Annotated in this window: 19 protein-coding genes, 2 tRNA genes and 3 rRNA genes; 9 read left to right on the top strand and 15 right to left on the bottom strand. The window is 33.6% G+C overall.

What is annotated here, in order from left to right; all coding sequences use genetic code 11:
* From rocD to WHD08_RS00080, 9 genes are all read right to left on the bottom strand, one after another.
* Positions 1-1,242: an ornithine--oxo-acid transaminase gene (gene rocD / locus WHD08_RS00120; RefSeq protein WP_208889720.1), complete on the bottom strand. Its 1,242-nt coding sequence runs from the start codon at positions 1,240-1,242 to the stop codon at positions 1-3.
* Between the two features lie 740 nt (positions 1,243-1,982).
* Positions 1,983-2,092 (bottom strand): 5S ribosomal RNA (rrf, locus tag WHD08_RS00115).
* 108 nt (positions 2,093-2,200) lie between these two features.
* Positions 2,201-5,085: ribosomal RNA gene (locus WHD08_RS00110) — 23S ribosomal RNA — on the bottom strand.
* A gap of 189 nt (positions 5,086-5,274) precedes the next feature.
* Positions 5,275-5,348, bottom strand: a tRNA-Ala gene (locus WHD08_RS00105).
* An 84-nt stretch (positions 5,349-5,432) separates the two neighbouring features.
* Positions 5,433-5,506 (bottom strand) — tRNA-Ile (locus WHD08_RS00100).
* 84 nt (positions 5,507-5,590) lie between these two features.
* A 16S ribosomal RNA gene (locus tag WHD08_RS00095) occupies positions 5,591-7,108 on the bottom strand.
* The 16S, 23S and 5S rRNA genes sit together here with 2 tRNA genes alongside, the layout of an rRNA operon.
* Before the next feature lie 1,568 nt (positions 7,109-8,676).
* Positions 8,677-9,414: a DUF4294 domain-containing protein gene (locus WHD08_RS00090; protein ID WP_244183280.1), complete on the bottom strand. Its 738-nt coding sequence runs from the start codon at positions 9,412-9,414 to the stop codon at positions 8,677-8,679.
* A gap of 90 nt (positions 9,415-9,504) precedes the next feature.
* The gene (gene ligA / locus WHD08_RS00085) at positions 9,505-11,502 is read right to left on the bottom strand and encodes an NAD-dependent DNA ligase LigA (RefSeq protein WP_208889722.1); all 1,998 of its coding nucleotides are present in this window, start codon (positions 11,500-11,502) and stop codon (positions 9,505-9,507) included.
* A gap of 14 nt (positions 11,503-11,516) precedes the next feature.
* A complete protein-coding gene (locus WHD08_RS00080; RefSeq protein WP_240915492.1) occupies positions 11,517-12,032 on the bottom strand; it encodes a hypothetical protein in 516 nt (171 codons plus the stop codon).
* A gap of 212 nt (positions 12,033-12,244) precedes the next feature.
* Here WHD08_RS00080 and WHD08_RS00075 point away from each other — a divergent pair, with 212 nt between their 5' ends.
* The gene (locus tag WHD08_RS00075; protein WP_208889723.1) at positions 12,245-12,907 is read left to right on the top strand and encodes a hypothetical protein; all 663 of its coding nucleotides are present in this window, start codon (positions 12,245-12,247) and stop codon (positions 12,905-12,907) included.
* Between the two features lie 216 nt (positions 12,908-13,123).
* Here the strand turns inward: WHD08_RS00075 and WHD08_RS00070 are convergent, their stop codons facing one another.
* On the bottom strand, positions 13,124-14,566 hold the full coding sequence (locus tag WHD08_RS00070) for a glyceraldehyde-3-phosphate dehydrogenase (RefSeq protein WP_208889724.1): 1,443 nt from the start codon (positions 14,564-14,566) through the stop codon (positions 13,124-13,126).
* 132 nt (positions 14,567-14,698) lie between these two features.
* Positions 14,699-16,087 carry a trypsin-like peptidase domain-containing protein gene (locus tag WHD08_RS00065; protein ID WP_208889725.1) on the bottom strand — a complete coding sequence of 463 codons (1,389 nt, stop codon included), beginning with the start codon at positions 16,085-16,087 and terminating at the stop codon, positions 14,699-14,701.
* Between the two features lie 130 nt (positions 16,088-16,217).
* Between WHD08_RS00065 and dapF the strand changes: the two genes are divergently transcribed.
* The 6 genes from dapF (at position 16,218) to WHD08_RS00035 (ending at position 20,747) form a co-directional block, all read left to right on the top strand.
* Complete coding sequence (gene dapF / locus WHD08_RS00060; RefSeq protein ID WP_208889726.1) at positions 16,218-16,988, top strand: diaminopimelate epimerase; 771 nt, start codon at positions 16,218-16,220, stop codon at positions 16,986-16,988.
* Between the two features lie 78 nt (positions 16,989-17,066).
* Entirely contained in the window at positions 17,067-17,483 is a 417-nt protein-coding gene (locus tag WHD08_RS00055; RefSeq protein ID WP_208889727.1) for a GxxExxY protein, read from the top strand.
* Positions 17,484-17,520: 37 nt separating this feature from the next.
* Positions 17,521-18,045 carry a GNAT family N-acetyltransferase gene (locus WHD08_RS00050; protein ID WP_208891255.1) on the top strand — a complete coding sequence of 175 codons (525 nt, stop codon included), beginning with the start codon at positions 17,521-17,523 and terminating at the stop codon, positions 18,043-18,045.
* Positions 18,046-18,074: 29 nt separating this feature from the next.
* Positions 18,075-19,103, top strand: coding sequence for an endolytic transglycosylase MltG (gene mltG, locus WHD08_RS00045; RefSeq protein WP_208889728.1), 1,029 nt, complete (start codon positions 18,075-18,077; stop codon positions 19,101-19,103).
* 67 nt (positions 19,104-19,170) lie between these two features.
* A complete protein-coding gene (locus WHD08_RS00040; protein ID WP_208889729.1) occupies positions 19,171-20,082 on the top strand; it encodes a DUF2279 domain-containing protein in 912 nt (303 codons plus the stop codon).
* 236 nt (positions 20,083-20,318) lie between these two features.
* Positions 20,319-20,747, top strand: coding sequence for a peptidoglycan-binding protein LysM (locus tag WHD08_RS00035; RefSeq protein WP_422894394.1), 429 nt, complete (start codon positions 20,319-20,321; stop codon positions 20,745-20,747).
* 35 nt (positions 20,748-20,782) lie between these two features.
* Here WHD08_RS00035 and WHD08_RS00030 read toward each other — a convergent pair whose 3' ends face one another.
* A complete protein-coding gene (locus WHD08_RS00030; RefSeq protein ID WP_165733528.1) occupies positions 20,783-21,244 on the bottom strand; it encodes an Lrp/AsnC family transcriptional regulator in 462 nt (153 codons plus the stop codon).
* A gap of 170 nt (positions 21,245-21,414) precedes the next feature.
* On the opposite strand from WHD08_RS00030, the gene WHD08_RS00025 reads away from it, so the two are divergent.
* Both WHD08_RS00025 and kbl read left to right on the top strand, forming a co-directional pair.
* Positions 21,415-22,377, top strand: a complete 963-nt coding sequence (locus WHD08_RS00025; RefSeq protein WP_208889730.1) for an NAD-dependent epimerase/dehydratase family protein — start codon at positions 21,415-21,417, stop codon at positions 22,375-22,377.
* Between the two features lie 4 nt (positions 22,378-22,381).
* Complete coding sequence (gene kbl / locus WHD08_RS00020; RefSeq protein ID WP_208889731.1) at positions 22,382-23,569, top strand: glycine C-acetyltransferase; 1,188 nt, start codon at positions 22,382-22,384, stop codon at positions 23,567-23,569.
* Positions 23,570-23,754: 185 nt separating this feature from the next.
* On the opposite strand, the gene WHD08_RS00015 is transcribed toward kbl, so the two are convergent.
* The 3 genes from WHD08_RS00015 to dnaA form a co-directional block, all read right to left on the bottom strand.
* Positions 23,755-24,459, bottom strand: coding sequence for an SAM-dependent methyltransferase (locus WHD08_RS00015; RefSeq protein WP_208889732.1), 705 nt, complete (start codon positions 24,457-24,459; stop codon positions 23,755-23,757).
* Between the two features lie 119 nt (positions 24,460-24,578).
* Positions 24,579-25,031, bottom strand: a complete 453-nt coding sequence (locus WHD08_RS00010; RefSeq protein WP_208889733.1) for a low molecular weight protein-tyrosine-phosphatase — start codon at positions 25,029-25,031, stop codon at positions 24,579-24,581.
* A gap of 97 nt (positions 25,032-25,128) precedes the next feature.
* The gene (dnaA, locus tag WHD08_RS00005) at positions 25,129-26,556 is read right to left on the bottom strand and encodes a chromosomal replication initiator protein DnaA (protein WP_165733533.1); all 1,428 of its coding nucleotides are present in this window, start codon (positions 26,554-26,556) and stop codon (positions 25,129-25,131) included.

Here is a 26,556-nt window from a genome sequence, read left to right as displayed (position 1 = left end):
CTATTTAAATTCTGAAATAGTATTTTTAATAATTGAAATACATTCCATTAATTGAGCTTCATTAATCACCAATGGTGGCGCAAAGCGAATTATATTTCCATGTGTAGGTTTCGCCAATAAACCATTCTCTTTTAATTTCATACAAATATCCCAAGCAGTAGAACTATCTTCAGAATCATTAATTAAAATTGCGTTTAACAAACCTTTACCCCTAACAGATTCTACCAAATGATTGTTTTTACAAAATTCAGTTAATTCAGCTCTAAAAATAATACCTAAAGCTTCTGCATTTTCAGCTAAGTTCTCTTCTGCAACCACTTCTAAAGCAGCAATTGCAACAGCTGCAGCAACAGGGTTACCTCCAAACGTAGAACCATGATTCCCAGGTCCAATAACATCCATAATATTATTATTCGCTAAAACAGCAGAAACAGGATATGCTCCACCACTTAGCGCTTTACCTAAAATTAAAATATCTGGTTTCACATTCTCATGATCTACAGCCAACATTTTACCCGTTCTTGCAATTCCTGTTTGCACTTCATCTGCAATAAAAAGCACATTATAATCAGCACACATTTTTTTAGCTGCAGCCAGATACCCTTCAGAAGGAACATAAACACCAGCTTCACCCTGTATAGGTTCTACTAAAAAAGCCGCAATATTATTACTACTCTCTAAAACCTCTTGTAACTCTTGCAAATTATCATATTCAATTTTGATAAAACCTTTTGTATAAGGACCAAAATTCTTTTTAGCAACAGGATCATTAGAAAAAGAAATAATAGTAGTTGTTCTACCATGAAAATTATTCTCGCAAACAATTATCTCCGCTTTATTCTCTTTAATTCCTTTTACTTCATATGCCCATTTTCTGGCAATTTTTAAAGCAGTTTCAACTGCTTCTGCTCCCGTATTCATTGGTAATAATTTGTCAAAGCCAAAAAGTTCTGTAGCAAATTTCTCATATTTACCTAACACATCATTGTAAAATGCACGCGAAGTTAAAGTCAAGGTTTTAGCTTGATTCACCATTGCATCAACAATTTTCGGATGACAGTGCCCTTGATTCACAGCAGAATATGCCGATAAAAAGTCATAATATTTTTTTCCTTCTGCATCCCAAACATATACACCTTCTCCTCTACTCAACACCACTGGAAGTGGATGATAGTTATGTGCTCCATATTTGTTCTCTAATTCAATCGCTTCTTTCGAAGTTAATTTGTCTAAAACAGTCATTTTTTTCGTTTTAAATGTTTATAATAAAATAACCATTCCTGTTCTACCTTTATCTTTTCAGCAAATACTGAAAACTCAGCGTGGGAAAGAAATCATCCCCGAAGTTTAGCAAAAGTAATCAATTAATAACTTAACTTAAAAATTATTTGGGCGTTACCTAAAGGTCGTGCTTTACACTATATCTTTTTTGTATTTACGTGTTTAAAATACGTAGGTAAGATAATTATTATAGTTTACTATTATTAACTATATCTACAAAAAAGGATGTCGTTTCAATCACTAACGCAAAACATAAGAAAGTCCATAATAAGTATTTAAAAATAGAACGAACAATGGTTAGTAATAGACTTTACTCCATACAAAAAGACCAAAAATTAGACAGAATCTGAAATAAATTCAGATTGACAAAATAACGATGACTATTTATAGCTAGTGATCATTTATAACGAATACCGTCAAAAATTAACCAAATCGATAACTTTACCCAATAAAAAAGCAAAAAAAAAGAAAACGTTTGTCATGCTGAACTCAGCACAACAAAGACTAAAGCAAGGCTATTGATCATTTGTAACGTGTATGATCAAACGTATGAGATTTTTCCTGCCGTCAAATAACAACTTAAATGGTTTAATCTAATGTGTTGCTCACAAAACCACATCAAACCTTTCAGTTTATCACAAAAAAAAACCTCAATTCCGAAGAATTGAGGTTTATAGATACGGAGTTTATTCCGTATTAAAGAAAGGCGGCGACCTACTCTCCCACATAAATGCAGTACCATCGGCGCGATTGGGCTTAACTTCTCTGTTCGAGATGGGAAGAGGTGAGCCCCAATGCTATAACCACCCTAAAATTTTCAGCTAAATTGCTTCAACTGTATAAGTTGACATATGGTAAAATAATATCGTTTTTTTCGTAATAAATAAAGAGTCTGTGCTCCCGCCTTTCGGCGGGAAGCGTACATAAGTCTATGGGTTATTAGTATCACTTGGCTATGACATTACTGCCTTTACACCTATGACCTATCAACGTTGTAATCTCCAACGACCCTTTAAAGAAATCTCATCTTGTGGTGGGTTTCGCGCTTATATGCTTTCAGCGCTTATCCCTTCCCGACGTAGCTACCCTGCTATGCTTCTGGCGAAACAACAGGTACACTAGAGGTCAGTCCAACTCGGTCCTCTCGTACTAGAGTCAGATCCACGCAAATTTCTAACGCCCACAGCAGATAGAGACCGAACTGTCTCACGACGTTCTGAACCCAGCTCGCGTGCCACTTTAATGGGCGAACAGCCCAACCCTTGGGACCTTCTCCAGCCCCAGGATGTGACGAGCCGACATCGAGGTGCCAAACCCCCCCGTCGATATGAGCTCTTGGGGGAGATCAGCCTGTTATCCCCGGAGTACCTTTTATCCTTTGAGCGATGGCCCTTCCATGCGGAACCACCGGATCACTATGCTCTTGTTTCCAACCTGATCGACCTGTATGTCTCTCAGTCAAGCACCCTTATGCCATTGCACTCTACGTACGGTTACCAAGCGTACTGAGGGTACCTTTAGAAGCCTCCGTTACTCTTTTGGAGGCGACCACCCCAGTCAAACTACCCACCAAGCACTGTCCTCATCTCTGAGTTAGACTCTAGATAAGCAAAGGGTGGTATTTCAAGGACGACTCCACAACGCCTAGCGACGCCGCTTCAATGTCTCCCACCTATCCTACACATTACTTATCCAAAGCCAATACTAAGCTATAGTAAAGGTTCACGGGGTCTTTTCGTCCCGCTGCGGGTAATCGGCATCTTCACCGATACTACAATTTCACCGAGCTCATGGCTGAGACAGTGTCCAGATCGTTGCACCATTCGTGCAGGTCGGAACTTACCCGACAAGGAATTTCGCTACCTTAGGACCGTTATAGTTACGGCCGCCGTTTACTGGGGCTTCATTTCAGATCTTCGCCGAAGCTAAACCCTCCACTTAACCTTCCAGCACCGGGCAGGTGTCAGGCCTTATACATCATCTTTCAATTTAGCAAAGCCCTGTGTTTTTGATAAACAGTCGCCTGGACCTTTTCACTGCGGCCCATCCGAAGATGGGCGACCCTTCTCCCGAAGTTACGGGTCTATTTTGCCTAGTTCCTTAGCCATGAATCTCTCGAGCACCTTAGAATTCTCATCCCAACTACCTGTGTCGGTTTACGGTACGGGTTCTTATAATCTGAAGCTTAGAGGTTTTTCTTGGAAGCCCTTAGGCACGCTATCCAATTGTCCGAAGACGCTTGGTACTATCACATTTCACCTAGATCTGCGGATTTGCCTACAGTTCTAATAGCTACATGTTTCAACGAACTATTCCGTCAGTTCGCGGTGCTTTCATTACTCCGTCACCCCATCGCAATTATAAGAAGTACAGGAATATTAACCTGTTATCCATCGACTACTCCCTTCGGATTCGCCTTAGGACCCGACTAACCCTCAGCTGATTAGCATCGCTGAGGAAACCTTAGTCTTTCGGTGTGGGGGTTTCTCGCCCCCATTATCGTTACTTATGCCTACATTTTCTTTTGTAATCACTCCAGCATACCTCACAGTACACCTTCTACGCTGATTACAATGCTCCCCTACCACTAACGTGTCTTTCAACGTTAATCCATAGCTTCGGTAATATGTTTATGCCCGATTATTATCCATGCGAAATCGCTCGACTAGTGAGCTGTTACGCACTCTTTAAATGAATGGCTGCTTCCAAGCCAACATCCTAGCTGTCTAAGCAATTTCACCTCGTTTTTTCAACTTAACATATATTTGGGGACCTTAGCTGATGGTCTGGGTTCTTTCCCTCTCGGACATGGACCTTAGCACCCATGCCCTCACTGCTGAGAAACATTTTATAGCATTCGGAGTTTGTCAGGAATTGGTAGGCGGTGAAGCCCCCGCATCCAATCAGTAGCTCTACCTCTATAAAACTTTTACTCAACGCTGCACCTAAATGCATTTCGGGGAGTACGAGCTATTTCCGAGTTTGATTGGCCTTTCACCCCTACCCACAGGTCATCCAAAGACTTTTCAACGTCAACTGGTTCGGTCCTCCACTGTATGTTACTACAGCTTCAACCTGCCCATGGGTAGATCACTCGGTTTCGCGTCTACTACTACTAACTAAATCGCCCTATTCAGACTCGCTTTCGCTACGGCTCCTTGACTTAATCAATTAACCTTGCTAGAAACAGTAACTCGTAGGCTCATTATGCAAAAGGCACGCCGTCACACCATAAATGATGCTCCGACCGCTTGTAGGCGTACGGTTTCAGGTTCTATTTCACTCCCTTACTTAGGGTTCTTTTCACCTTTCCCTCACGGTACTAGTTCACTATCGGTCTCTCAGGAGTATTTAGCCTTACCGGATGGTCCCGGTGGATTCATACAGGATTACTCGTGTCCCGCACTACTCAGGGTACCACTATCTAAAATTCGCTTACTTTTACGGGACTATCACCCTCTATGGTTTGTCTTTCCAAACAATTCTAATTCACTTATCTTCGAATATCGTGGCCCTACAACCCCTATTTTGCCGTAACAAAATAGGTTTGGGCTAATCCGCGTTCGCTCGCCACTACTAACGGAATCACTATTGTTTTCTCTTCCTCCGGTTACTTAGATGTTTCAGTTCACCGGGTTTACCCCACTTACGTGGTGACATGTCTTCAACATGCCGGGTTGCCCCATTCGGATATCTACGGATCAAAAGGTATGTGCCCCTCCCCGTAGCTTTTCGCAGCTTATCACGTCCTTCGTCGTCTCTGAGAGCCTAGGCATCCGCCATACGCCCTTACTTAACTTATTGTACTTTTTGCTACAGTATGTTTCCATACTATAATGAACTCTTTTATATTTTTATAAAAAAATTATTTAATTAGATTGCTCTAATTGTTCTCTATCTATTTGATTCTTACGATATCATTTTACCAATATGTCAATGAACTTGTGGCGAATCGCCACTGATAATTAAATCAGCAACAACGTTAAGCCGTTGTGGAGAATATCGGAGTCGAACCGATGACCTCTTGCGTGCAAGGCAAGCGCTCTAGCCAGCTGAGCTAATCCCCCATTATGAAATTCAGAATAAATCCTAAATTATGAATGTAGAATCCTCTTACTTCCAGAATTTCCTTAGTACTTTTTTGCTTTTTGTAGTCCCGGGCAGACTCGAACTGCCGACCTCTACATTATCAGTGTAGCGCTCTAACCAGCTGAGCTACGAGACTATAATAGCTTAAAATACTTATATTATAAAATTAACAGCAAAGAGTAAAAATGACCTTTTTTTGTAACTCACCATCTTTCTCTAGAAAGGAGGTGTTCCAGCCGCACCTTCCGGTACGGCTACCTTGTTACGACTTAGCCCTAGTTACCAGTTTTACCCTAGGCGGCTCCTTGCGGTGACCGACTTCAGGCACTCCCAGCTTCCATGGCTTGACGGGCGGTGTGTACAAGGCCCGGGAACGTATTCACCGGATCATGGCTGATATCCGATTACTAGCGATTCCAGCTTCACGGAGTCGAGTTGCAGACTCCGATCCGAACTGTGATATGGTTTATAGATTCGCTCTCTGTTGCCAGATGGCTGCTCATTGTCCATACCATTGTAGCACGTGTGTGGCCCAGGACGTAAGGGCCGTGATGATTTGACGTCATCCCCACCTTCCTCACTACTTGCGTAGGCAGTCTCGTTAGAGTCCCCAACTTTACTTGCTGGCAACTAACGACAGGGGTTGCGCTCGTTATAGGACTTAACCTGACACCTCACGGCACGAGCTGACGACAACCATGCAGCACCTTGTAATCTGTCCGAAGAAAACTCTATCTCTAAAGCTGTCAGACTACATTTAAGCCCTGGTAAGGTTCCTCGCGTATCATCGAATTAAACCACATGCTCCACCGCTTGTGCGGGCCCCCGTCAATTCCTTTGAGTTTCAGTCTTGCGACCGTACTCCCCAGGTGGGATACTTATCACTTTCGCTTAGTCACTGAGCTAATGCCCAACAACTAGTATCCATCGTTTACGGCGTGGACTACCAGGGTATCTAATCCTGTTCGCTCCCCACGCTTTCGTCCCTCAGCGTCAGTACATACGTAGTAGACTGCCTTCGCAATCGGTATTCTGTGTAATATCTATGCATTTCACCGCTACACTACACATTCTATCTACTTCCATATGACTCAAGTCAACCAGTATCAAAGGCAGTTCCATAGTTGAGCTATGGGATTTCACCTCTGACTTAATTGACCGCCTGCGGACCCTTTAAACCCAATGATTCCGGATAACGCTCGGACCCTCCGTATTACCGCGGCTGCTGGCACGGAGTTAGCCGGTCCTTATTCTTACAGTACCGTCAAGCTAGTATACATACCAGTGTTTCTTCCTGTATAAAAGAAGTTTACAACCCATAGGGCAGTCATCCTTCACGCGGCATGGCTGGGTCAGAGTTGCCTCCATTGCCCAATATTCCTCACTGCTGCCTCCCGTAGGAGTCTGGTCCGTGTCTCAGTACCAGTGTGGGGGATCTCCCTCTCAGGACCCCTACCTATCAAAGTCATGGTAAGCCGTTACCTTACCATCTAACTAATAGGACGCATAGCCATCTTTTACCAATAAATCTTTAATTAAGTTTTGATGCCAAAACTCAATACCATGGAGCATTAATCTTCATTTCTAAAGGCTATTCTCCAGTAAAAGGTAGGTTCTATACGCGTTACGCACCCGTGCGCCGGTCGTCATCTGTGCAAGCACAATGTTACCCCTCGACTTGCATGTGTTAAGCCTGCCGCTAGCGTTCATCCTGAGCCAGGATCAAACTCTTCATTGTATATTTTAAATATTTTAATGAATAAGTTTCAAAAGAATTTGTTTAAATAAATCTAAACATGGTTATTCTACTCTTTAATTACGCTGTCAATTTCAATATTTTCAATGAACTTTGTTTCAATCTTAATTAACAACTTAAAGATGTTAATCGGTTAAAACTTTGTAGAAATGTTAGACTCGAACTAACTGACTTTTTTAATAATCATTCCAAATTTTCTTTGATCGTTTTCGCTGTATTTCTTAGCGGCTGCAAACATACAAACTATTTCTAATCTGACAATAAAAAAATAAACTTTTTTTTATTTCTTTTTGTTTGCTGTAAAACTAAAAAACTCTGAACGTTTTTGCCGAAAATTTCGGACCGCAAACATACAACTCTTTTTAATTATAAACCTAAGGAAATTGTTATTTTATTTTTAATAAAATTTTTACATTTTATCTAGATAAACTACTAATCCTCACCTTACTTACAACTCCTCAATGAACGTTGCTAACTGTGTGATATTACTGTTAGCGGGTGCAAACTTACAACTCCTTTTTAATCTAACAACTATTTTTTTACCTTTATTTTAATTTAATTTTACAATGGGTTTTAATGAGCTTGTTTTTAGTAGTTTATGAGGGGAGTTTTTTTGAGTGAATTTGTAAGGTTTTGGGGATTAGGGTGGTTTTGGTGGTGGATGCTTGTTTTTAACACATAAGAACATAGAAAACATAGGTTGATTGGAGATTGAGTTTTAGTAGAAATAGACATTTTTATTGTTTGAGGTTTGTTGAAATATGGGGTATTCTATGAAATAGTGTGGTTGAAATACGTTTTACTCCTTGAGGAAAACACTTTTTAGGTGTTAAACTTGTTCTTTGATATGATTCTTTTTGTACAAAAGTACTTGGAATGACAACTCTGGAGGGATTTGAAATAAGAATTTCCACAAAGTAATTCTCAAAACCAGAATAATACCGTCTCTTATATATAGGTGCATATTTATAAATAGGATGAATTCGACGAATTGGGAGCCTTACTAATGGAGAAAAAAGAGTTATTATTATCTTACTACTCTAAAAAAACTATGAAACAAGTTTTTCTGACACATAGAAACATTAGTTGTGGGGTTTTCTTTGGCAAATAACAATGGACAAGGTGTATTTGATTGAGACTTATATGTAATCTATACAAAAACAAACAGCTCCTAAAAATAAAACACTCACTATCAGTTTATTAAAACTAATAAACCTCACAGGTTTTAAAAACCTGTGAGGTCTTGGTGATGGTTTTGTCTTAAATGTTAAGGAAGTACTCTATAGTGTTTGTTGCGTATTAAGTTCATTACTTATATAGGTATTAATCCCTGAAAAGGAACTTCATTCGGCAAATTAGCTGTGTTAGGGATTGGAACGGCATCCTTTTTATATGATTATTGATGCGATAGCAGTAATAAGCATATAAAAAGATATAGTGGAAAGCCCGACCTTTTTTATCTAAAACCTTCTTTAAATTGAGAATTATACTTATTTAAAACTGTAACCTATATATAATAGACTAAAAAAGGGAACACCCTAAAAAACATCTTAATCCTTAGCCTTTCTAATTTTTCCTTTTTTACGCATTTTAGAAAAAAACAGTTTGTATTCTTCTACATTAATCTCTGACTTTCTTTCTATAATTATTTTAGTAAAATCGAAATTGAGTTTTGACGGTTGAGGTTTAAGCTTACCTTCTTGAAATGCACGTTGCAAGACATCCTCTATTAGAAAATCTTCATTCTCTGTTTCTGGATGGTATTCTGTTTTCAATGAAAGTTTAAAAACGTTTGCCGTCGTATTGTACCAAAATGCTTTCCAACCACTTCTTAATTCTTTGATATTATCGAATGCAGTTTCACCTGTTTGACGATGGATTAACTTAATGAGAATTCGACCTTCTGTGGTAGTCATCTTTTTAATTTGATCTGTAAACTCGCCTTCTATGTATTTTTGAATAATCTTTGTGTACTGTCTTCTTTTCCTTTTAGATTCGATTTTTTCTAATCTTACATTTAAAGAATCTAACCTTTCTGAGGCAAGTTGTGCATAGGGATAGGCTCTAAATACTTTTCTACGGAACCACAAATAATAACGAACATCTTCTCTTGAACTGAATTTGTGTTTTGGTAATAATGAAAACTCATTAAGATTTACAACTAATGTATCTCCTGGTTTTACAAAAACATAATCGTCGTCATTAATAGGCAAGGAATCTGTTTCTTGTATTTGAGAAAAAGAGACTGCCGAAATTAGTACTATATATATGTAAAGAAGTTTTTTCAATTTTATTATCATATTACAAGACAGCATCAGTTGAAAATGAAAGTCAACTATTTCTATTATTTACTGCTAATTAGAGTCTAAAGTTATCTTTTAACTAATTTTATCTATAAAATCTTGTTCAGAAATTATTGCAATTCCTAAACTCTCTGCTTTTGTTAATTTTGATGGTCCCATATTATCACCAGCAACAATAAAATTTGTTTTTTTAGAGATTGATGAACTTACTTTTCCGCCATTATCTTCAATAGCTTTCTTTAATTCATTTCTACTCATTTGATAAAAAACGCCAGATACTACAAATATTTGTCCTGCTAGTTTATCTGTTTGATTCTCTAAACTTTCAGCAGAAACTTCTAATTGAACTCCCGATGTTTTTAAACGATTTATTAAATCGATATTTTCTTGATTTGTAGAAAATTCAATAATACTTTGCGCTATTCTCTCGCCTATTTCGTCTACGCTTATTAACGTTTCTAAATCTGCAGACATTAAATTGTCTATTGATTTAAAATGTTTTGCTAATTTTTTAGCTACCGTTTCTCCTACAAAACGAATTCCGAGTGCAAATAATACTTTTTCGAACGGAATTTCTTTTGATTTGATAATTCCGTCAATCATATTCTGAGCAGATTTCTCTGCCATTCTTTCTAACGGAATAACCTGATCTACGGTTAAATCATATAAATCAGCATAACTTTTAACAAGTCCTTCTTTTCGTAATAAATCTACCGTTTCACCCCCTAAACCATCGATATCCATGGCTTTTCTAGAAATAAAATGCTGAATTCTTCCTGTAATTTGAGGCGCACATCCAAACTCGTTTGGACAATAATGCTTTGCATCTCCTTCTGTTCTTATCAATTCTGTATTACACACCGGACAATTGGTTGCGTAAATTGTGTGTTCTGAGTCTTGTGGTCGTTTTGAAAAATCTACAGCAATAATCTTAGGAATAATTTCTCCCCCTTTTTCCACAAAAACAGTATCTCCTACTCTAATATCTAATTTTGAAATTTGATCTGCATTGTGCAATGAGGCTCTTTTTACTGTTGTACCTGCTAATTGCACAGGTTCTAAATTTGCGACCGGAGTTATTGCGCCGGTTCTTCCAACCTGATACGTAATCTCTTTTAAAACCGTTGAAACTTGTTCGGCTTTAAACTTATACGCAATTGCCCATCTTGGTGCTTTTGCTGTGTACCCTAGTTCTTCTTGCTGATATAAATTATTTACTTTAACTACAATTCCGTCAGTTTCGTAAGGTAAACTGTGTCGTTTTGTATCCCAATTGGTGATAAAATCGAAAACTTCATCAATCGATTTTACCAAAGTGATGGTTTCTGGAACTTTAAAACCTACTTTTCTAGCGTTTTCTAAACTCTCATAATGAGTTTTGTATTTTCGTTCCTCCGTTACTACTTGATATAATAAACAATCTAAAGGTCTTCTTGCAACTTCTGTACTGTCTTGTAATTTTAAGCTTCCGCTTGCGGTGTTTCTTGGGTTTCTATATTCTTCTTCTCCGTTTTCTACACGCTCTTCATTCATTTTATTAAAACCTTCAATAGGTAAAATGATTTCTCCTCGCATTTCGAAATTAGAGACGAAGTCTTCTTTTATACTTAAAGGAATAGAACGAATTGTTTTTATGTTAGGTGTTACTTCATCTCCTTGAAAACCATCTCCACGTGTTACCGCTTTAACAAACTGACCATTTTCATAGGTTAAATTGATGGAAGCTCCGTCGAATTTTAGTTCACAGGTATACTCTACTTCTGTTGTGCCCAAAACTTTTTGCACTCTTTCTTCCCAATCTAACAAATCTTCTTTAGAATAGGAGTTGCTTAAAGAATACATTCTATTTTTATGAACAACCGTATTAAAGTTTTTTGTTACCGTACCTCCTACTCTTTGCGTTGGAGAATTTGGATCAAAGAACTCAGGGTTTTCTGCTTCTAACTTTTCTAATTCTTTTAATTTTATATCGAACTCGTAATCTGAAATTGATGCGTTATCTAACCCATAATAATTGTAATTATGTGTATTTAATTCATCACGAAGTGCTACTATTTTTTGTTGATTTGTCATTCTTGAATAAAAAATTAATCTTGTTGTTTTCCTGTTAATACACTTACTCTGTTTGAAAAAGGGTTTCCAGTAGAGCGTCTAAACGAAACTATTTGTCCAACATGCCAAATTGCATCTGCAATTGGTCCGTTTATTACACACCAAAAAGAAAACTCTTTATCTGGAAATAAAATTTTATAATCAGAAACATCTTTACTTTCTCTAAGAATTGTACTTGCTTGTAATAAGTTTTCTAGTGTTTTTTTCCTTTTTTCTACAAATGTGAGCTCAGGTTGTTCACCTCCATTTACCTTTTTTAAAGTAGCATATAAAATTCTTATTGATAAATTATAAATATGATCTATCGTTTCTTCTGTTGTTCTTGCTTCTAAATTTGGCTTAAAAGTTAAATCTTTTTCTACTAAACCATCTGTTGCCCAATAATATCTAAACCCCAAACCATCTATCATTCTACTAGTTGTTGAACCCGCAGTAAATTCTGTTGAAGGTTCTGGTATTTGAAAATAGGGTAAATCTTGATGAGATTTCATATAAAAACGGATTATTAAGATGTGTAAAAATAGTAAAAAGAGGGTTGGCAACAAAAGTTTGTTTTATCAAAAAAGGAGTGTAAAATAATGAGCTATTTATAACTAAAAAAAGACAACTGTTTTCTGTTAAAAAAACAATAATACTACTAAATAACTTGTTATTAATTTGAATAATATGTAATTTACATGGACATTCAAAAATGAAGTAAAAAATGAAGTACGCTATTAAAATAAACAAAATTTCTACAGTAGATGACTTGGAGAATTCTTGGAGTATTGAAGATTACAAAGAACTTTTGGTACGTTTTGATTTTGCCAATAATAATGTAAATGATATAAAAGAATTAAGAGATTTACTTTTTATGGCAATATCTGATAAAGAACCTAATGAAGCAGCTGCCATTGTATTAGATTATAAATTATCTAAAGTTTTAAATGAAGGTCAAATAAACTCTCTTTCTTATGAAATGTTAGTAGATAAAATTTCTGAAGAATATCCAAAAATTGAATTGCATAAAACGTTATTTATTATCAACCAGCTTTTATACAAAGCTTTTAATGGTAAATTCCCAAATACAAAAGCAACTATTGTAGATTTTGAAATAACTCCGGCTAGAAATGCTGATGAAAATATAACAAAAGAAATTGCCTTAAAGTGTTTTGCCCATAATTTAGATAGTCACAACGTAATTAAACGATTATTTGCAGATCAATTAAATGCTGAAGAAGCTTTTGTGGAAGCTAATGATATTATTTGGTATTTAGAAAAAAATGAAACAGGCTATAGAATGACGACCTCTGAATATTTTATGAGTAAAGAAGAGTTTTTAAATGAAGATTTTGAAGCTGTTATTGATTTCTTTGAAGAAGAATAAATAAGACTGTTAAAATTGAAAAAATTGATTTTTAAAATAATTACAGAAGCTGCCAAACAAGTTTAGCCCTGATTGAAATGGCATCCTTTTTTTGTTTTTTCAAAAAAAGATATAATGGAAAGCAGGAAACAGCTTCTAAAAAAATAAAACCCGAAACAACAACGTTTCGGGTTTTTACATTCAATTTTAATTGAATGAACTTGCACTAAGAGACTTTTAATAATAGGTATACCTTCTTACTTTGGCAATGTGTTTTGCGAGACGCATTACTTGATGTGAATATCCGTATTCATTGTCGTACCAAATATAAATTACAATAGTTTCCTTGTCTGTAATTGTAGATTTACTATCGAAAATTGAAGGTGCTGTAGATCCTAGAATATCTGAAGATACCAACTCATTGTCTAATGAATATTTAATTTGTTCTACCAAATCGCCTTCTAAGGCATATTTTTTTATAATTGAGTTTACACGTTCTGTAGAAACCATTGTATTTAACTGCAAATTAAGAATTGCCAAAGATCCATTAGGAACTGGAACTCTAATTGCATTAGATGTTAATTTACCTGCCAATACAGGAATTGCCTTAGCAACTGCAGCACCGGCACCAGTTTCTGTAATCACCATATTTAAAGCCGCAGCTCTTCCTCTTCTATTCTTACTATGCATATTGTCTACCAAATTTTGGTCGTTTGTGTATGCATGAATGGTTTCTAAATGTCCTTTTTTAATTCCGAAATTGTCTTCTAATACTTTTAAAATTGGTGTAATTGCATTGGTTGTACAAGATGCGGCAGAAAAAATATCTACCAAATCTGGATTATATTTTTTGTGATTTACACCATGTACAATATTAGGAATTCCTTTTCCTGGAGCTGTTAACAAAACTTTGCTTGCCCCCATTGCTTTTAAATGTCTTGCCAGAGCAACATCATCTCTAAAAGCACCTGTATTATCTATAATTAATGCGTCTTTAATTCCGTATTTGGTATAATCGATTTCTTCTGGATTATTTGCAGAAATTAAATGAACTGTTGTTCCGTTTATAATTAGAGCGTTGTGCTCTACGTCTATTTCTACAGTTCCTAAAAAATCTCCGTGCACAGAATCTATACTTAATAAAGAAGCTCTTTTTTCTAAAACTTCTCTATTTATTTCGCCACGAGTTACAATAGCTCTTAATCTTAATTGTGAGCCTTTTCCCATTTTAGACATAAGCTCTCTCGCTAATAAGCGACCTATTCTACCAAAACCATACAAAACAACATCTTTAGGTTGAATGTTCTCTGATTCTGTAGCGCCTTTTAATTTGTTCCTTACAAAAGCCACTTTATCAGCTCCTTTTATAGGACTTAAATAACACTCGTAAGCAAGTTTACCAATATCTAATTTAGAAGATGGTAAGTCTATTTGCTGAATTGCTTTTGCAATACCTAAGGCATCTTGTATAGAAATTGGTTTGTTTACAAATTCTTTAGCATAGTTTATTAAATTTAAAACCTCACTTGCTCTTTTGTCTATTAAAGTGTTTCTAAATAATACAAGTTCAATAGATTTATCATACCATAAATCATTTACAATAGTGATAAACTCTACTGTTGCTCTTCTATTTTGAGCTTGTGTAATTACCTCTTTTTCGTAATCTAAAATTATTGACATATTGAAAATTAAAATAAATTTCAGGCAAAAGTATTTCTTTTTCCTTGAATACGAAATCGATTTCGTAAAGTTTTCGTAAATAAAAAAATCCTGATAAATTATCAGGATTTTAATTATTGTAATATTTAAATGCTATCTAAAAGCATAACGCTCTCTTTCTCCGTCTAAATTGATAACTTCTATATAAATTGGGTTTCCCGCTCCAAAAGATGCATCTATTTCTTTTACCGCATCACTAGCATTTAAAACTGGCTTCTTATTAATTTTTGTAATAATATAACCTTCCTTTACACCATAATAATTAAGATTTCTATTTTGATTGGTCATTATTCTAGCACCTCCAGGAATATCAAATTTCTTAATTTCTTTTTTAGAAACATCTTTTAAAACAACTCCTAATTTTCTAGAAACATAAGCATCTTTTTTACTTAATGTTATACTCTTAGTGATCTCTTCTCCATCTCTATCAATCGTAATATTTACTAAATCTCCTGGTCTTTTTGCTGTTAATTGACCTCTTAACTCAGAGAATTTAGAAATCTTAACGTCATTCACTTTTTTAATAACATCTCCAGATTGTAAACCACCTTTTTGGGCACCACCATCATCACTAACTCCTGCAATCAACACTCCTTCTATATCACCATCTTCCTGATTGATATTTATTCCTAAAATAGCCTCTTGCACAGTACCAAATTCTAATAAATCATCTACAACTTTTTTAGCAATATTAGACGGAACTGCAAAAGAATAGCCAATAAAAGAACCTGTCTTAGAAGTAATTGCCGTGTTAATACCCACTAACTCACCACGTGTATTTACCAAAGCTCCTCCACTATTTCCTGGATTTACCGCTGCATCTGTTTGAATAAAAGAATCTGTAGACCTAGTTCCTTCTAAATCTCTGCCTTTTGCACTCACAATACCTGCAGTAACTGTGGATGTTAAATTATAAGGATTACCGACTGCTAAAACCCATTCTCCAATTTTTATATTGTCTGAATTTGCAAAAGGAATATAAGGTAAATCAAAATCTACATCAATTTTTAACAATGCAATGTCATTATCTTTATCCGTACCTATTAATTGTGCTTTATATTTTTTTCTATTATTTAAGGTGATTTCTATATCAGACGCTCCATCAATAACATGATTATTAGATACAATATAACCGTCTTGCGAAATAATTACACCACTCCCCGTACCAACTTGCTCAAATTTTCTGGTTCCGTTACTATTACCAAAGAAAAGATCTATCGGACTAGATTGTGTTCTAATCGCAGTATTTTTAACATGAACTACGGCATGTACGGTATTTTCTGCAGCAACCGTAAAATCTACAGAATTGGCTATTGCATTTGCATTGTTTAATGCTGGGTTATAGTTTGCCGTAACCGTTTTTATGGGGTGAGAAAAACTTCTTTCTATAACCACATTTTCATTAAATAGCATTTTATATCCGCCTAAAGTGATAGCGCCTCCTAAAACTGCCATTCCTAATAAACTTAGTATTTTTTTCATGATTTTAAATTTTTATTACTCAAATATACAATTATAATAATTTCAAAAAATCTGTTTAACTTGATTTTAACTGACTTTAACCGCTTTTTAACAGTGCTTTTTTATTCTTTAAATTCATATATTTGTGCTAATGAATTTAGACTTTTATAAATACCAAGGAACCGGAAATGATTTTGTTATGATAGATAACAGAACTCTAACTTTTCCGAAAGAAAACATTGCCCATATAGCGAAACTTTGTGATAGAAATTTTGGTGTTGGTGCAGATGGAGTTATCTTAATTGAAAACGATACCGATTTCGATTTTAGAATGATTTATTTTAATGCTGATGGAAGTGAAACTTTCTGCGGAAATGGTGGCAGATGTGCAGTTGCTTTTGCAAAACACTTAGAAATTATTACCTCTAAAACGAGCTTTATTGCTGTAGATGGTCCTCATTTAGCTACAATTGAAAATGGAATTGTTTCTTTAAAAATGATAGATGTTGATGAAATTATCTTGAAGGAGAATTCAGTTTTTGCATATACTGGCACACAACATCATGTAGAATTAGTCGATAATTTAGATAATTTTCCTGTTTTTGAAAAAGGAAAAGAAATAAGATATTCTTATAGTGCTCCTGGAAGTAATGTGAATTTTGCACAGAAAATTAATGAGACTACTTTTAGAGTAAGAACCTACGAAAAAGGTGTTGAAAATGAAACTTTAGCTTGCGGAACCGGAGTAACAGCAGTTGCAATTGCCATGCATAAAACGGGAAAAACAACAAGTAATTTAATTTCTTTACCTGTTGAAGGTGGAGATTTAGAAGTTACTTTCTCTGAAAAGGATGGAATTTATACAAATGTGTTTTTAAAAGGTCCGGCTACTTTTGTTTTTAAAGGAAACCTTAAAATATAAACAACAAATCTTTTTTACCACATAGACATATAGTTTTCATAGATAACTAGGATTTACTATATTGTATGAAAAAAGAAATTGAAAATTACAAAACAATATTTAAATGACTTAACCTATTCTTTTTTAGGTTGCTGTATTAATGTCCATAAAGAATTAGGCCCTGGATTACTAGAAAGTGTTTATCATTTATGTTTAATTGAAGAATTACAATATGAAAACATATCTTTTATATCGGAATTAGAAGTACCTATAAAATATAGAGGAAAAGAAATTGACACAAAATTAAGAGCAGATTTATATATTGAAAATTGTTTGGTTATAGAATTAAAGTCTACAAATGAAATGAAACCTATTTTTGAAGCTCAATTACTAACTTATATGCGTTTATTAAAAGCTCCCAAAGGGATATTAGTGAATTTTAATTGCCTAAACATTTTTAAAAGCGGACAAAAAACTTTTGTAAATGACTATTTTAGTGAATTATCGAACAACTAAAACTATGTTACCTCTGTTTCTATGTGGTAGATAAAAAATTATGAAATTAATCGGTAAAAAAATAAACTTACGTGCTTTAGAACCCGAAGATTTAGACTTTCTATATCAAATAGAAAATAACGAGTCTTTTTGGGAGATGAGCCACACACAAACTCCTTTTTCTAAATTTATTCTAAGACAGTATTTAGAAAACGTACATTTAGATATTTACGAAGCAAAACAACTACGTCTATTAATTGAAGAAACTGCGACAAAGAAACAACTAGGAATGATTGATTTATTCGATTATAATCCGATGCATAAAAGAGCAGGAATTGGTATTTTAATTCATCCAGAATTTCAAAAACAAGGATTTGCATCCGAAGCACTCTCTATTTTAATTCAATATACTTTCTCTACTTTAAATACGCATCAATTGTATGCCAATATTACAACTGATAATTCTAAAAGCATCTCACTTTTTAAGAAACATAACTTCAATAAAGTAGGTGTAAAAAAAGATTGGATATTATCCGAAGGAAAATTTAAAGATGAAGTTTTATTTCAGTTGATAAAAGACTAATTTTGCAATTCTAAAAAAATCAAAAAACTTTGGGTAAAAAATTTATATACGCAGTTATTGCTACCGTTATTTTTATTAGTGGAATTATAGGATACCAATATTATCAAAAAATATTTGGAAAATCGATTACAAAAGACACGGAACTTTTTATATACTCTTCTGACAGCTTAATTGATGTGAAAGAAAAAATTTCTGAATTTTCTAAAAACACAAATACTTTTCTTTTAGTAGCTGCTAAGAAAAATCTTTCGAAACCAAAACCAGGTAGATATATTCTAAAAGAAGGAATGTCTAACAACGAGTTGGTAAACCTTTTAAGAAGCGGTAACCAAACACCTGTAAAGTTGTCTTTTAATAACCAAGACACTTTAGAGAAATTAGCAGGAAGAATTGCAGAACAATTAGAAACAGATTCAATTTCGTTGTTAGCCTCTTTTAAAGACAAAGATTTCTTATCTAAAAACAACCTGACAGAAAAATCTGTATTGCAAATTTTTGTTCCAAATAGTTATCAGTTTTACTGGACTACTTCAGCAGAAAACTTTAGAGACAAAATCTTTGTAGAATACAATCGTTTTTGGAATGAAAGTAGACTACAAAAAGCAAAAGCATTAGAATTGTCTAAAGAAGAAGTGATAATTTTAGCTTCTATTGTACAAAAAGAAACTGCAAAAAACATAGAAAGACCAATTGTTGCTGGTTTGTATTTAAATAGATTAAAAAAAGGTTGGCCTTTGCAGGCAGATCCTACAATTATCTATAGTGTTAAAGAACTTAAAGGACAAGATTATGTGGTAAAAAGGGTATTGACCGCAGATTTAGAAATAAACTCTCCTTACAACACCTATAAATTTAAAGGTTTACCGCCTACGCTAATTTCTATGCCAGATATTTCATCTATTGACGGCGTTTTAAATGCAGAAAAACATGACTATTTTTATATGTGTGCTAATGTAGATAAATTAGGATATCATGCTTTTGCAAAAACACTTTCTCAGCATAATAGAAATGCAGCAAAATATCATCAATGGATGAACAAACAAAGTATTAATAGATAGTTTTATAAGTAATAGTAACGTTTATCTCTTCTTACTGTTGTAAAATACAACCCTATATATTTTTAAAATGATAAAATTGAAATTAAATAAATTAATTGTTTTTTCTCTCTTTTTTTTATTGACGATTTTCTCTCATGCCCAAAACTCATCATTTTATAAAAAATCTGACACCTTAAATACAAAAAGAAAAAACGCTATTATTCTTACCGAAAGTGTAATGGCTGGAGGCGCTTTAATTGCCTTAAACCAACTTTGGTATCAAGATTATCCACGTTCAAGTTTTCATTTTAAAAATGACAATAAAGATTGGAAGCAAATGGATAAAGTTGGGCATTTTATGACTTCCTACTATCTTGGTAAAGTTGCTATGGAAACTTTAGATTGGGCTGGAGTTTCTAAAAAAAACCAATTAATTTACGGAGCAACAGCAGGCTTTGCTTTTTTAACCGCTGTAGAAGTATTAGATGGTTTTTCTGAAGAATGGGGAGCTTCACCTGGTGATGTTCTTGCAAACGCTACAGGAACTGGATTGTTAATAGGACAAGAATTATTATGGCAAGAACAACGTATTACAGTTAAGTACTCTTTTCATCAAACCAAGTTTGCAAAACAACGACCAAATACCTTAGGAGAAAACTATTTACAACAAGCTTTAAAGGATTATAACGGACAAACGTATTGGCTTTCTGCCAATATTTGGTCTTTTAACAAGAAAAGTTCATTTCCAAAATGGCTAAATGTTGCTTTAGGGTATGGAGCCGAAGGCATGCTTTATGGAAACTCAAACGCAGTAAACCCAATACAGCAAGATGCTTACCGACAATTCTACCTAAGTTTAGACCTCGATTTAACAAAAATAAAGACAAATTCGGAATTCTTAAAATCTGTCTTTTCTGTTGTAAACTTCATAAAAATACCTGCTCCTACTCTTGAAATCAACACCAAAGGAGCTTTAACATTTCATTATATGTATTTTTAATAAAATTTAACATATTGATTATCAGTATAATTAAATTTGGTTATACATTTGCACCCGCAAAACAGAAAATTTAGTTTATCAAAAAGTTTTTATTTTTAAGTATCGTATTTTTAGGATTTATCAACGCAACTTCTATTGATAAAAAAATAGGTACTCATAACAAAGTTACTTTCCCCAAATTCGTAGACTATAACATCCCTTATTTACAAAAGGACTTTGTAGGTTTTAAAGAAGCATTGGCTTTTAAAGAATCTCAAGGAAGTTATACCGTAGTAAACACATTAGGTTATTTAGGAAAATACCAATTTGGAAGAACAACTTTACGAAGATTTAAAATTTACAATACAACAGCATTTTTAAAAGATCCAGAATTACAAGAAAAAGCATTTATAGCTTTGTGTAAAGTAAATAAATGGATTTTAAGAAAAGACATTAGACGTTCTGTAGGTAAAACCATAAATGGTATTAAAATTACCGAATCTGGTATCTTAGCAGCAGCTCATTTAAGTGGTGCTGGAAACGTAAAAAAATATTTACGAAGTAACGGTGTTCAGGGCTTTTCTGATGCTTACGGTTCTTCTATAAAGTCTTATTTAAAGAACTTTGGAGGTTATAATGTTTCTAATATTATAGCAGACCAAGACGCTACTGTTATTAATAGTTAATTAACAGAATACAGCTCTTAGTAATACTATTATTTTTATATGCAATACCCCGTGGTACGAGTTATTTCTTTTAAAACAAAATAACTTTCTAAAACACCAATATTCTCAATTTTAGAAAGTTTTAGCCTTACAAACTCATGATATTCATTAAGGCTACCTAAGTTAATTTTCAAAAAAAAGTCAACCTTACCAGCCATATGGTAACATTCTTGTACTTCTTTTAAACCTCTAATTTGCTTTTCAAATTTATCTATAAAGCCTTCATCGTGGTATCTTAATGACACCATACAAATTGCTGTAATAGGAATATTTAGAAGGTCTTTATCTATAAGTGCAACGTACTTTTTAATATATCCACGTTTTTCTAATCTTCTAACACGCTCATACACTGGAGAAGGAGTTAGATTAAGCATCTCTGCAACTTCTTTTGTTGTTTTTTTAGAATCTTCTTGAAGAATTCTTAAAATATTTAAATCTGTTTCGTCTATTTTTTCCATATAAAGATAAAATCACTTGTTAGGGGCTTACATACACCCATGTAAAAGTATTTAAAATTTAAATACTGATTAAATAAAGATAAAAATACTTATTTTTAAATTAAACTAAGTGAAATTAACTTTATAATTAATCAAATATTTAATTTTATCCTTTCAAAATATTATTAAAAATGGATAAAGAAATTATTTTAATAACAGGATCTAGTGGTCAATTAGGCACTGTTTTGGCCGAAAAATTACAAGAAAAATACGGGGTTAAAAATATAATAGCAACAGATCTAAGAGTAAACCCAACATTTAATGGGGTGTTTGAAACTCTAGATGTTACAGATTTTGATGCTATAGAAGCAATTGTATTAAAATATAAAATCACTCAAATATACCATTTAGCAGCTATTTTGTCTGCAAATGGAGAAAAACATCCATTAAGTACTTGGGACTTAAATATGAAAACTTTATTTAATGTTTTAGAAGTCTCTAGAATTCATAAAATAAGTAAAGTGTTTTTCCCTAGCTCTATTGCCGTTTTTGGAAATAATGTAGAACGCTTAAATACTCCTCAATCTTCCAATTTAACACCTTCTACGGTATACGGAATTAGTAAAGCTGCAGGAGAAAATTGGGGGAAATACTATTTTGATAAATACGGGTTAGATGTAAGATCATTAAGATACCCTGGTGTTATTGGTTATCAATCTTTACCAGGTGGAGGTACAACTGATTATGCTGTAGATATTTTTCATAAGGCTGTTAAGAATGAGAATTATGAGTGTTTTTTAAATGCAGACACTACGTTACCAATGATTTATATGGATGATGCTATAAGAGCCACCTTAGAATTAATGGAAGCTCCAAAAGATAAAATAACAGTAAGAACGTCTTATAATATTTCTGGTTTAAGCTTCAACCCTAATCAACTAGAAACTTGTATTAAAGAAAACTATACTGATTTTAAAGTAACTTATTCACCAGACTTTAGACAAGGAATAGCAAATTCTTGGCCAATGAGTATAGATGATTTGGAAGCAAGAAAAGATTGGCAATGGAAACCAAAATTTGATATCAAATCTTTAACAAAAGTGATGTTGAAAAACTTGGAACTTAAATATAATAATAACCTTATAAATTCATAATATTATGTACGGCACTATAAAAAACGATTTAAAAAAAGAATTAGAAACTATAAAATCTAATGGTCTTTTTAAAAGCGAACGTATATTGACTTCTAAACAAGGAGCAAATATTAGCACAGTTAACCAAGACAATGTTCTTAATTTTTGTGCCAATAATTATTTAGGACTTGCATCACATCCAGACGTACTAGAAGCAGGAATAAATGCTATAAAAACACATGGTTTTGGTCTTTCTTCTGTTCGATTTATTTGTGGAACACAAGATATTCATAAAGAATTAGAAGAAAAAACTGCCGCTTTTTTAGGAATGGAAGATTGTATTTTATATGCTGCTGCTTTTGATGCTAATGGAGGCTTATTTGAACCTTTACTTTCTGCTGAAGATGCTGTTATTTCTGACGCCCTAAACCACGCCTCTATTATTGATGGTATTCGTCTTTGTAAAGCAAAAAGATTTAGATATTCTCATAACGACATGGCAGATTTAGAAGAACAATTAAAACAAGCTAGCTCATCTAGACGTAGATTAATTGTTACAGATGGTTCATTTTCTATGGATGGAACCATAGCTCAATTAGATAAAATTTGTGATTTAGCAGACAAATATGATGCTTTAGTAATGATTGATGAATGCCATTCTACTGGTTTTATTGGTGCAACCGGAAGAGGTGTACATGAATACCATAATGTAATGGATAGAGTAGATATTATTACTGGAACTTACGGTAAAGCTTTAGGTGGTGCATCTGGTGGTTTTACAGCAGCAAGAAAAGAAATAGTTGATATTTTAAGACAGAACTCTCGCCCTTATTTATTTTCAAATACGTTGGCTCCTGCAATTGTTGGTGCTACACTAAAGGTATTAGATAAAATAACAAAATCTACAGATTTACGAGATACACTAGAACAGAACACTATGTTTTTTAGATCTGAAATGACAACGGCTGGTTTTAAAATTGTAGAAGGCACACATCCAATTGTACCAATAATGCTTTATGACGCTAAAATTGCTCAAGAATTTGCAAAACTCTTGCTAGATGAAGGTATTTACGTTATTGGTTTCTTCTTCCCTGTTGTACCAAAAGGAAAGGCAAGAATTAGAGTCCAATTATCTGCTGCACATTCTAAAGAACATATTAAAAAAGCAATTGAAGCTTTTGTAACAGTTGGAAAAAAATTAAACGTTATTTAATATCACAAAGTTATAAGCCTAAAGACATATTTATTTCATTTTTAGACTTCAAAAAAAAAAACACTTAATAATCTATAGATTATTAAGTGTTTTTTTTGATCAGTATCTTTTATAATATTTACATCACAAAGTCTTTAATAGAACTTTAGTCTAAAATACAGCAATGTACTAGAGTCTGTTTTAGACTACTTATGAATAATAAAAATAGCTGGTTTCTTATGTAAGTCTGGTTGTTGATGCTTCCAGTCTTTAATCATCATGGTTTTTATATATTCTGATGGCAAAGTAATATCTGCCGCAATACATAAATTGGTAGTTGGTGATAAAGTTGCTTTTAAATCTGCCAACATTTTATCATTCCGATAAGGTGTCTCTATAAAAATTTGAGATTGATTTTTATCTTGAGAAATTCTCTCCAAATCTTTTATCGTTTTTTTTCTATCGGATTTATCAATAGGTAAATACCCATTAAAAGCAAAGTTCTGTCCATTCATACCAGAACTCATCATTGCCATAATAATAGACGATGGTCCAACCAAAGGAATTACACGAATATTATTTTCATGTGCTAACTTAACAATACTTGCACCAGGATCTGCAATTGCAGGCACACCAGCTTCAGACAATAACCCAACATTAACTCCTTCTTTACAAATATCTAAATACCTAGACGTTTCTAATTCTTCAGCATATTTGTCTAACAACATTAACTGAAGTGAAGGCTGCGATTTTTTAGGTGAAATTTTCTTAATAAATCTTCTTGCCGATTTTTCATTTTCAACAATATAGTAATCAATCTGTTCAACTACTTTTTTAACTGATAAAGGCATTACTTCTAAAGGTTCAGTTTCTCCTAAAGTAGTGGGGATTAAATAGAGTTTACCAATCATTTTTTATATTTTAGATACAGTTTTCACGATTTTATACAAACTAAAAACGTAGAAATAATAGTTTTATTTTTTTTTGATACTTATTTTACAGGCTCTAACTGATAAAGTGCATCCTTTATTTAAGACAAATTATCGGCAATAATATCACAAGCTTCATCTAACATTTTATACACATTTTCAAAACCTTCATTTCCTCCATAATATGGATCTGGAACACTTAAATTTTTAGTAGGATGTGTTTCATTTAAAATCATTCGTACTTTTTGCTCATCAGTATTATTTCTGGCCAACGACAGTATGTTTTGATAATTACTATCATCCATTGCAAAAATAATATCAAATTCGTCAAAATCTTTTACAACAAATTTTCTTGCTCTTTGCTTAGTGATGTCTATTCCATGTTTTTGAGCAACTTCTATAGAGCGTTCATCCGGAAGTTTACCAATATGATATGCAGCTGTACCTGCAGAATCTACAGAAACAGTATTAGAATTTACTTTAGATTGTAAAATTCCTTCTGCCAAGGGAGAACGACATATATTCCCTAAACAAACCATCAATATTTTTTGCATAAAAATAATTTTTGATAAAAATAAGAAACAATTACGCTCTTAAAAAATTTAAGAGCGTAAAATTAAAATATCAATAAGTTATTCGAAAATCTACTATTTAGAAAGTCAACTTTTTAGTTAAATCCTCTACGTACTTTTTAAACTGCTTGTCGGTTTCTGTTAAGTTATCTACCGTTTTACAAGCATGTAATACAGTTGCATGATCTCTTTGCCCTATTTGATTACCAATACTTGCTAAAGAAGTCTTTGTTAATCTTTTAGCAAAAAACATGGCTAACTGACGCGCTTGTACAATATGACGTTTACGTGTTTTAGATTGTAAGGTTGCCACATCCATATCAAAATATTTAGAAACTTCTTTCTGAATATAATCTATAGAAACTTCCTTTTTGGTGTTTTTCACAAACTTGTCTACAATTTGTTTTGCCAATTCTACAGAAAACTCTTTTCTATTAAAAGAAGCTTGTGCAATCATAGAAATAACAACACCTTCTAATTCTCTTACGTTAGATTTAATATTTTTTGCAATATATTCTACAATATCTTCAGGCATCTCTACACCATCTCTGTACAATTTATTTTGTAAAATAGATATTCTAGTTTCGTAATCTGGCGCTTGTAACTCAGCAGATAATCCCCACTTAAAACGAGATAATAAGCGCTGCTCAATATCTTGCATATCTACAGGAGCTTTATCCGAAGTTAAAATAACCTGTTTTCCATTTTGATGTAAATGGTTAAAAATATGGAAGAATACATCTTGTGTACCAGCTTTACCTGACAAGAATTGTACATCATCTATAATTAACACATCTACCATTTGATAGAAATGAATAAAATCGTTTCTTGTATTTGATTTTACAGAATCTATAAACTGTTGTGTGAATTTTTCTGAAGAGATATATAAAACAGTCTTGTCTGGGTATTTATCTTTGATATCCACACCAATAGCGTGCGCCAAATGTGTTTTACCTAATCCAACACCACCATACACTAATAATGGATTAAAAGAAGTTCCTCCTGGCTTATTTGCCACTGCCATACCTGCAGAACGTGCCAATCTATTAGAATCTCCTTCTATAAAGTTTGCAAAACTATAATTAGGGTTTAATTGAGATTCTATTTTTACTTTTTGTAATCCAGGAATTACAAAAGGGTTTCTTAATTCTCTTTTATTAGACTCTAAAGGAACAGTAACTCTTTGTGGCTTTAAAGGATCTCTGTTAGAACTCGGGATTTTAACAATTTGCGGTCTATTACTGCTATAATTGTTTTCCATTTTTACATCGTAAATCAATTTAGCATCGTTGCCTAATTGTTTTACCAAAGCAACACGTAATAATTTGATATAGTGCTCTTCTAACCATTCGTAAAAAAATTTACTAGGCACCTGAATAGTCAACGCTTCGCCAGAAAGTTTTACCGGTTTTATTGGCTCGAACCAAGTTTTATATGCTTGCGGTTTTATGTTATCTTTTATAAAAGACAAACATTCATCCCAAACTGAGTCAGCATTTATAATCAT

The sequence above is a fragment of the Polaribacter sejongensis genome, assembly GCF_038024065.1.
Lineage (GTDB): Bacteria > Bacteroidota > Bacteroidia > Flavobacteriales > Flavobacteriaceae > Polaribacter > Polaribacter sejongensis.
This window is presented reverse-complemented; position numbering and strand designations above follow the sequence as displayed.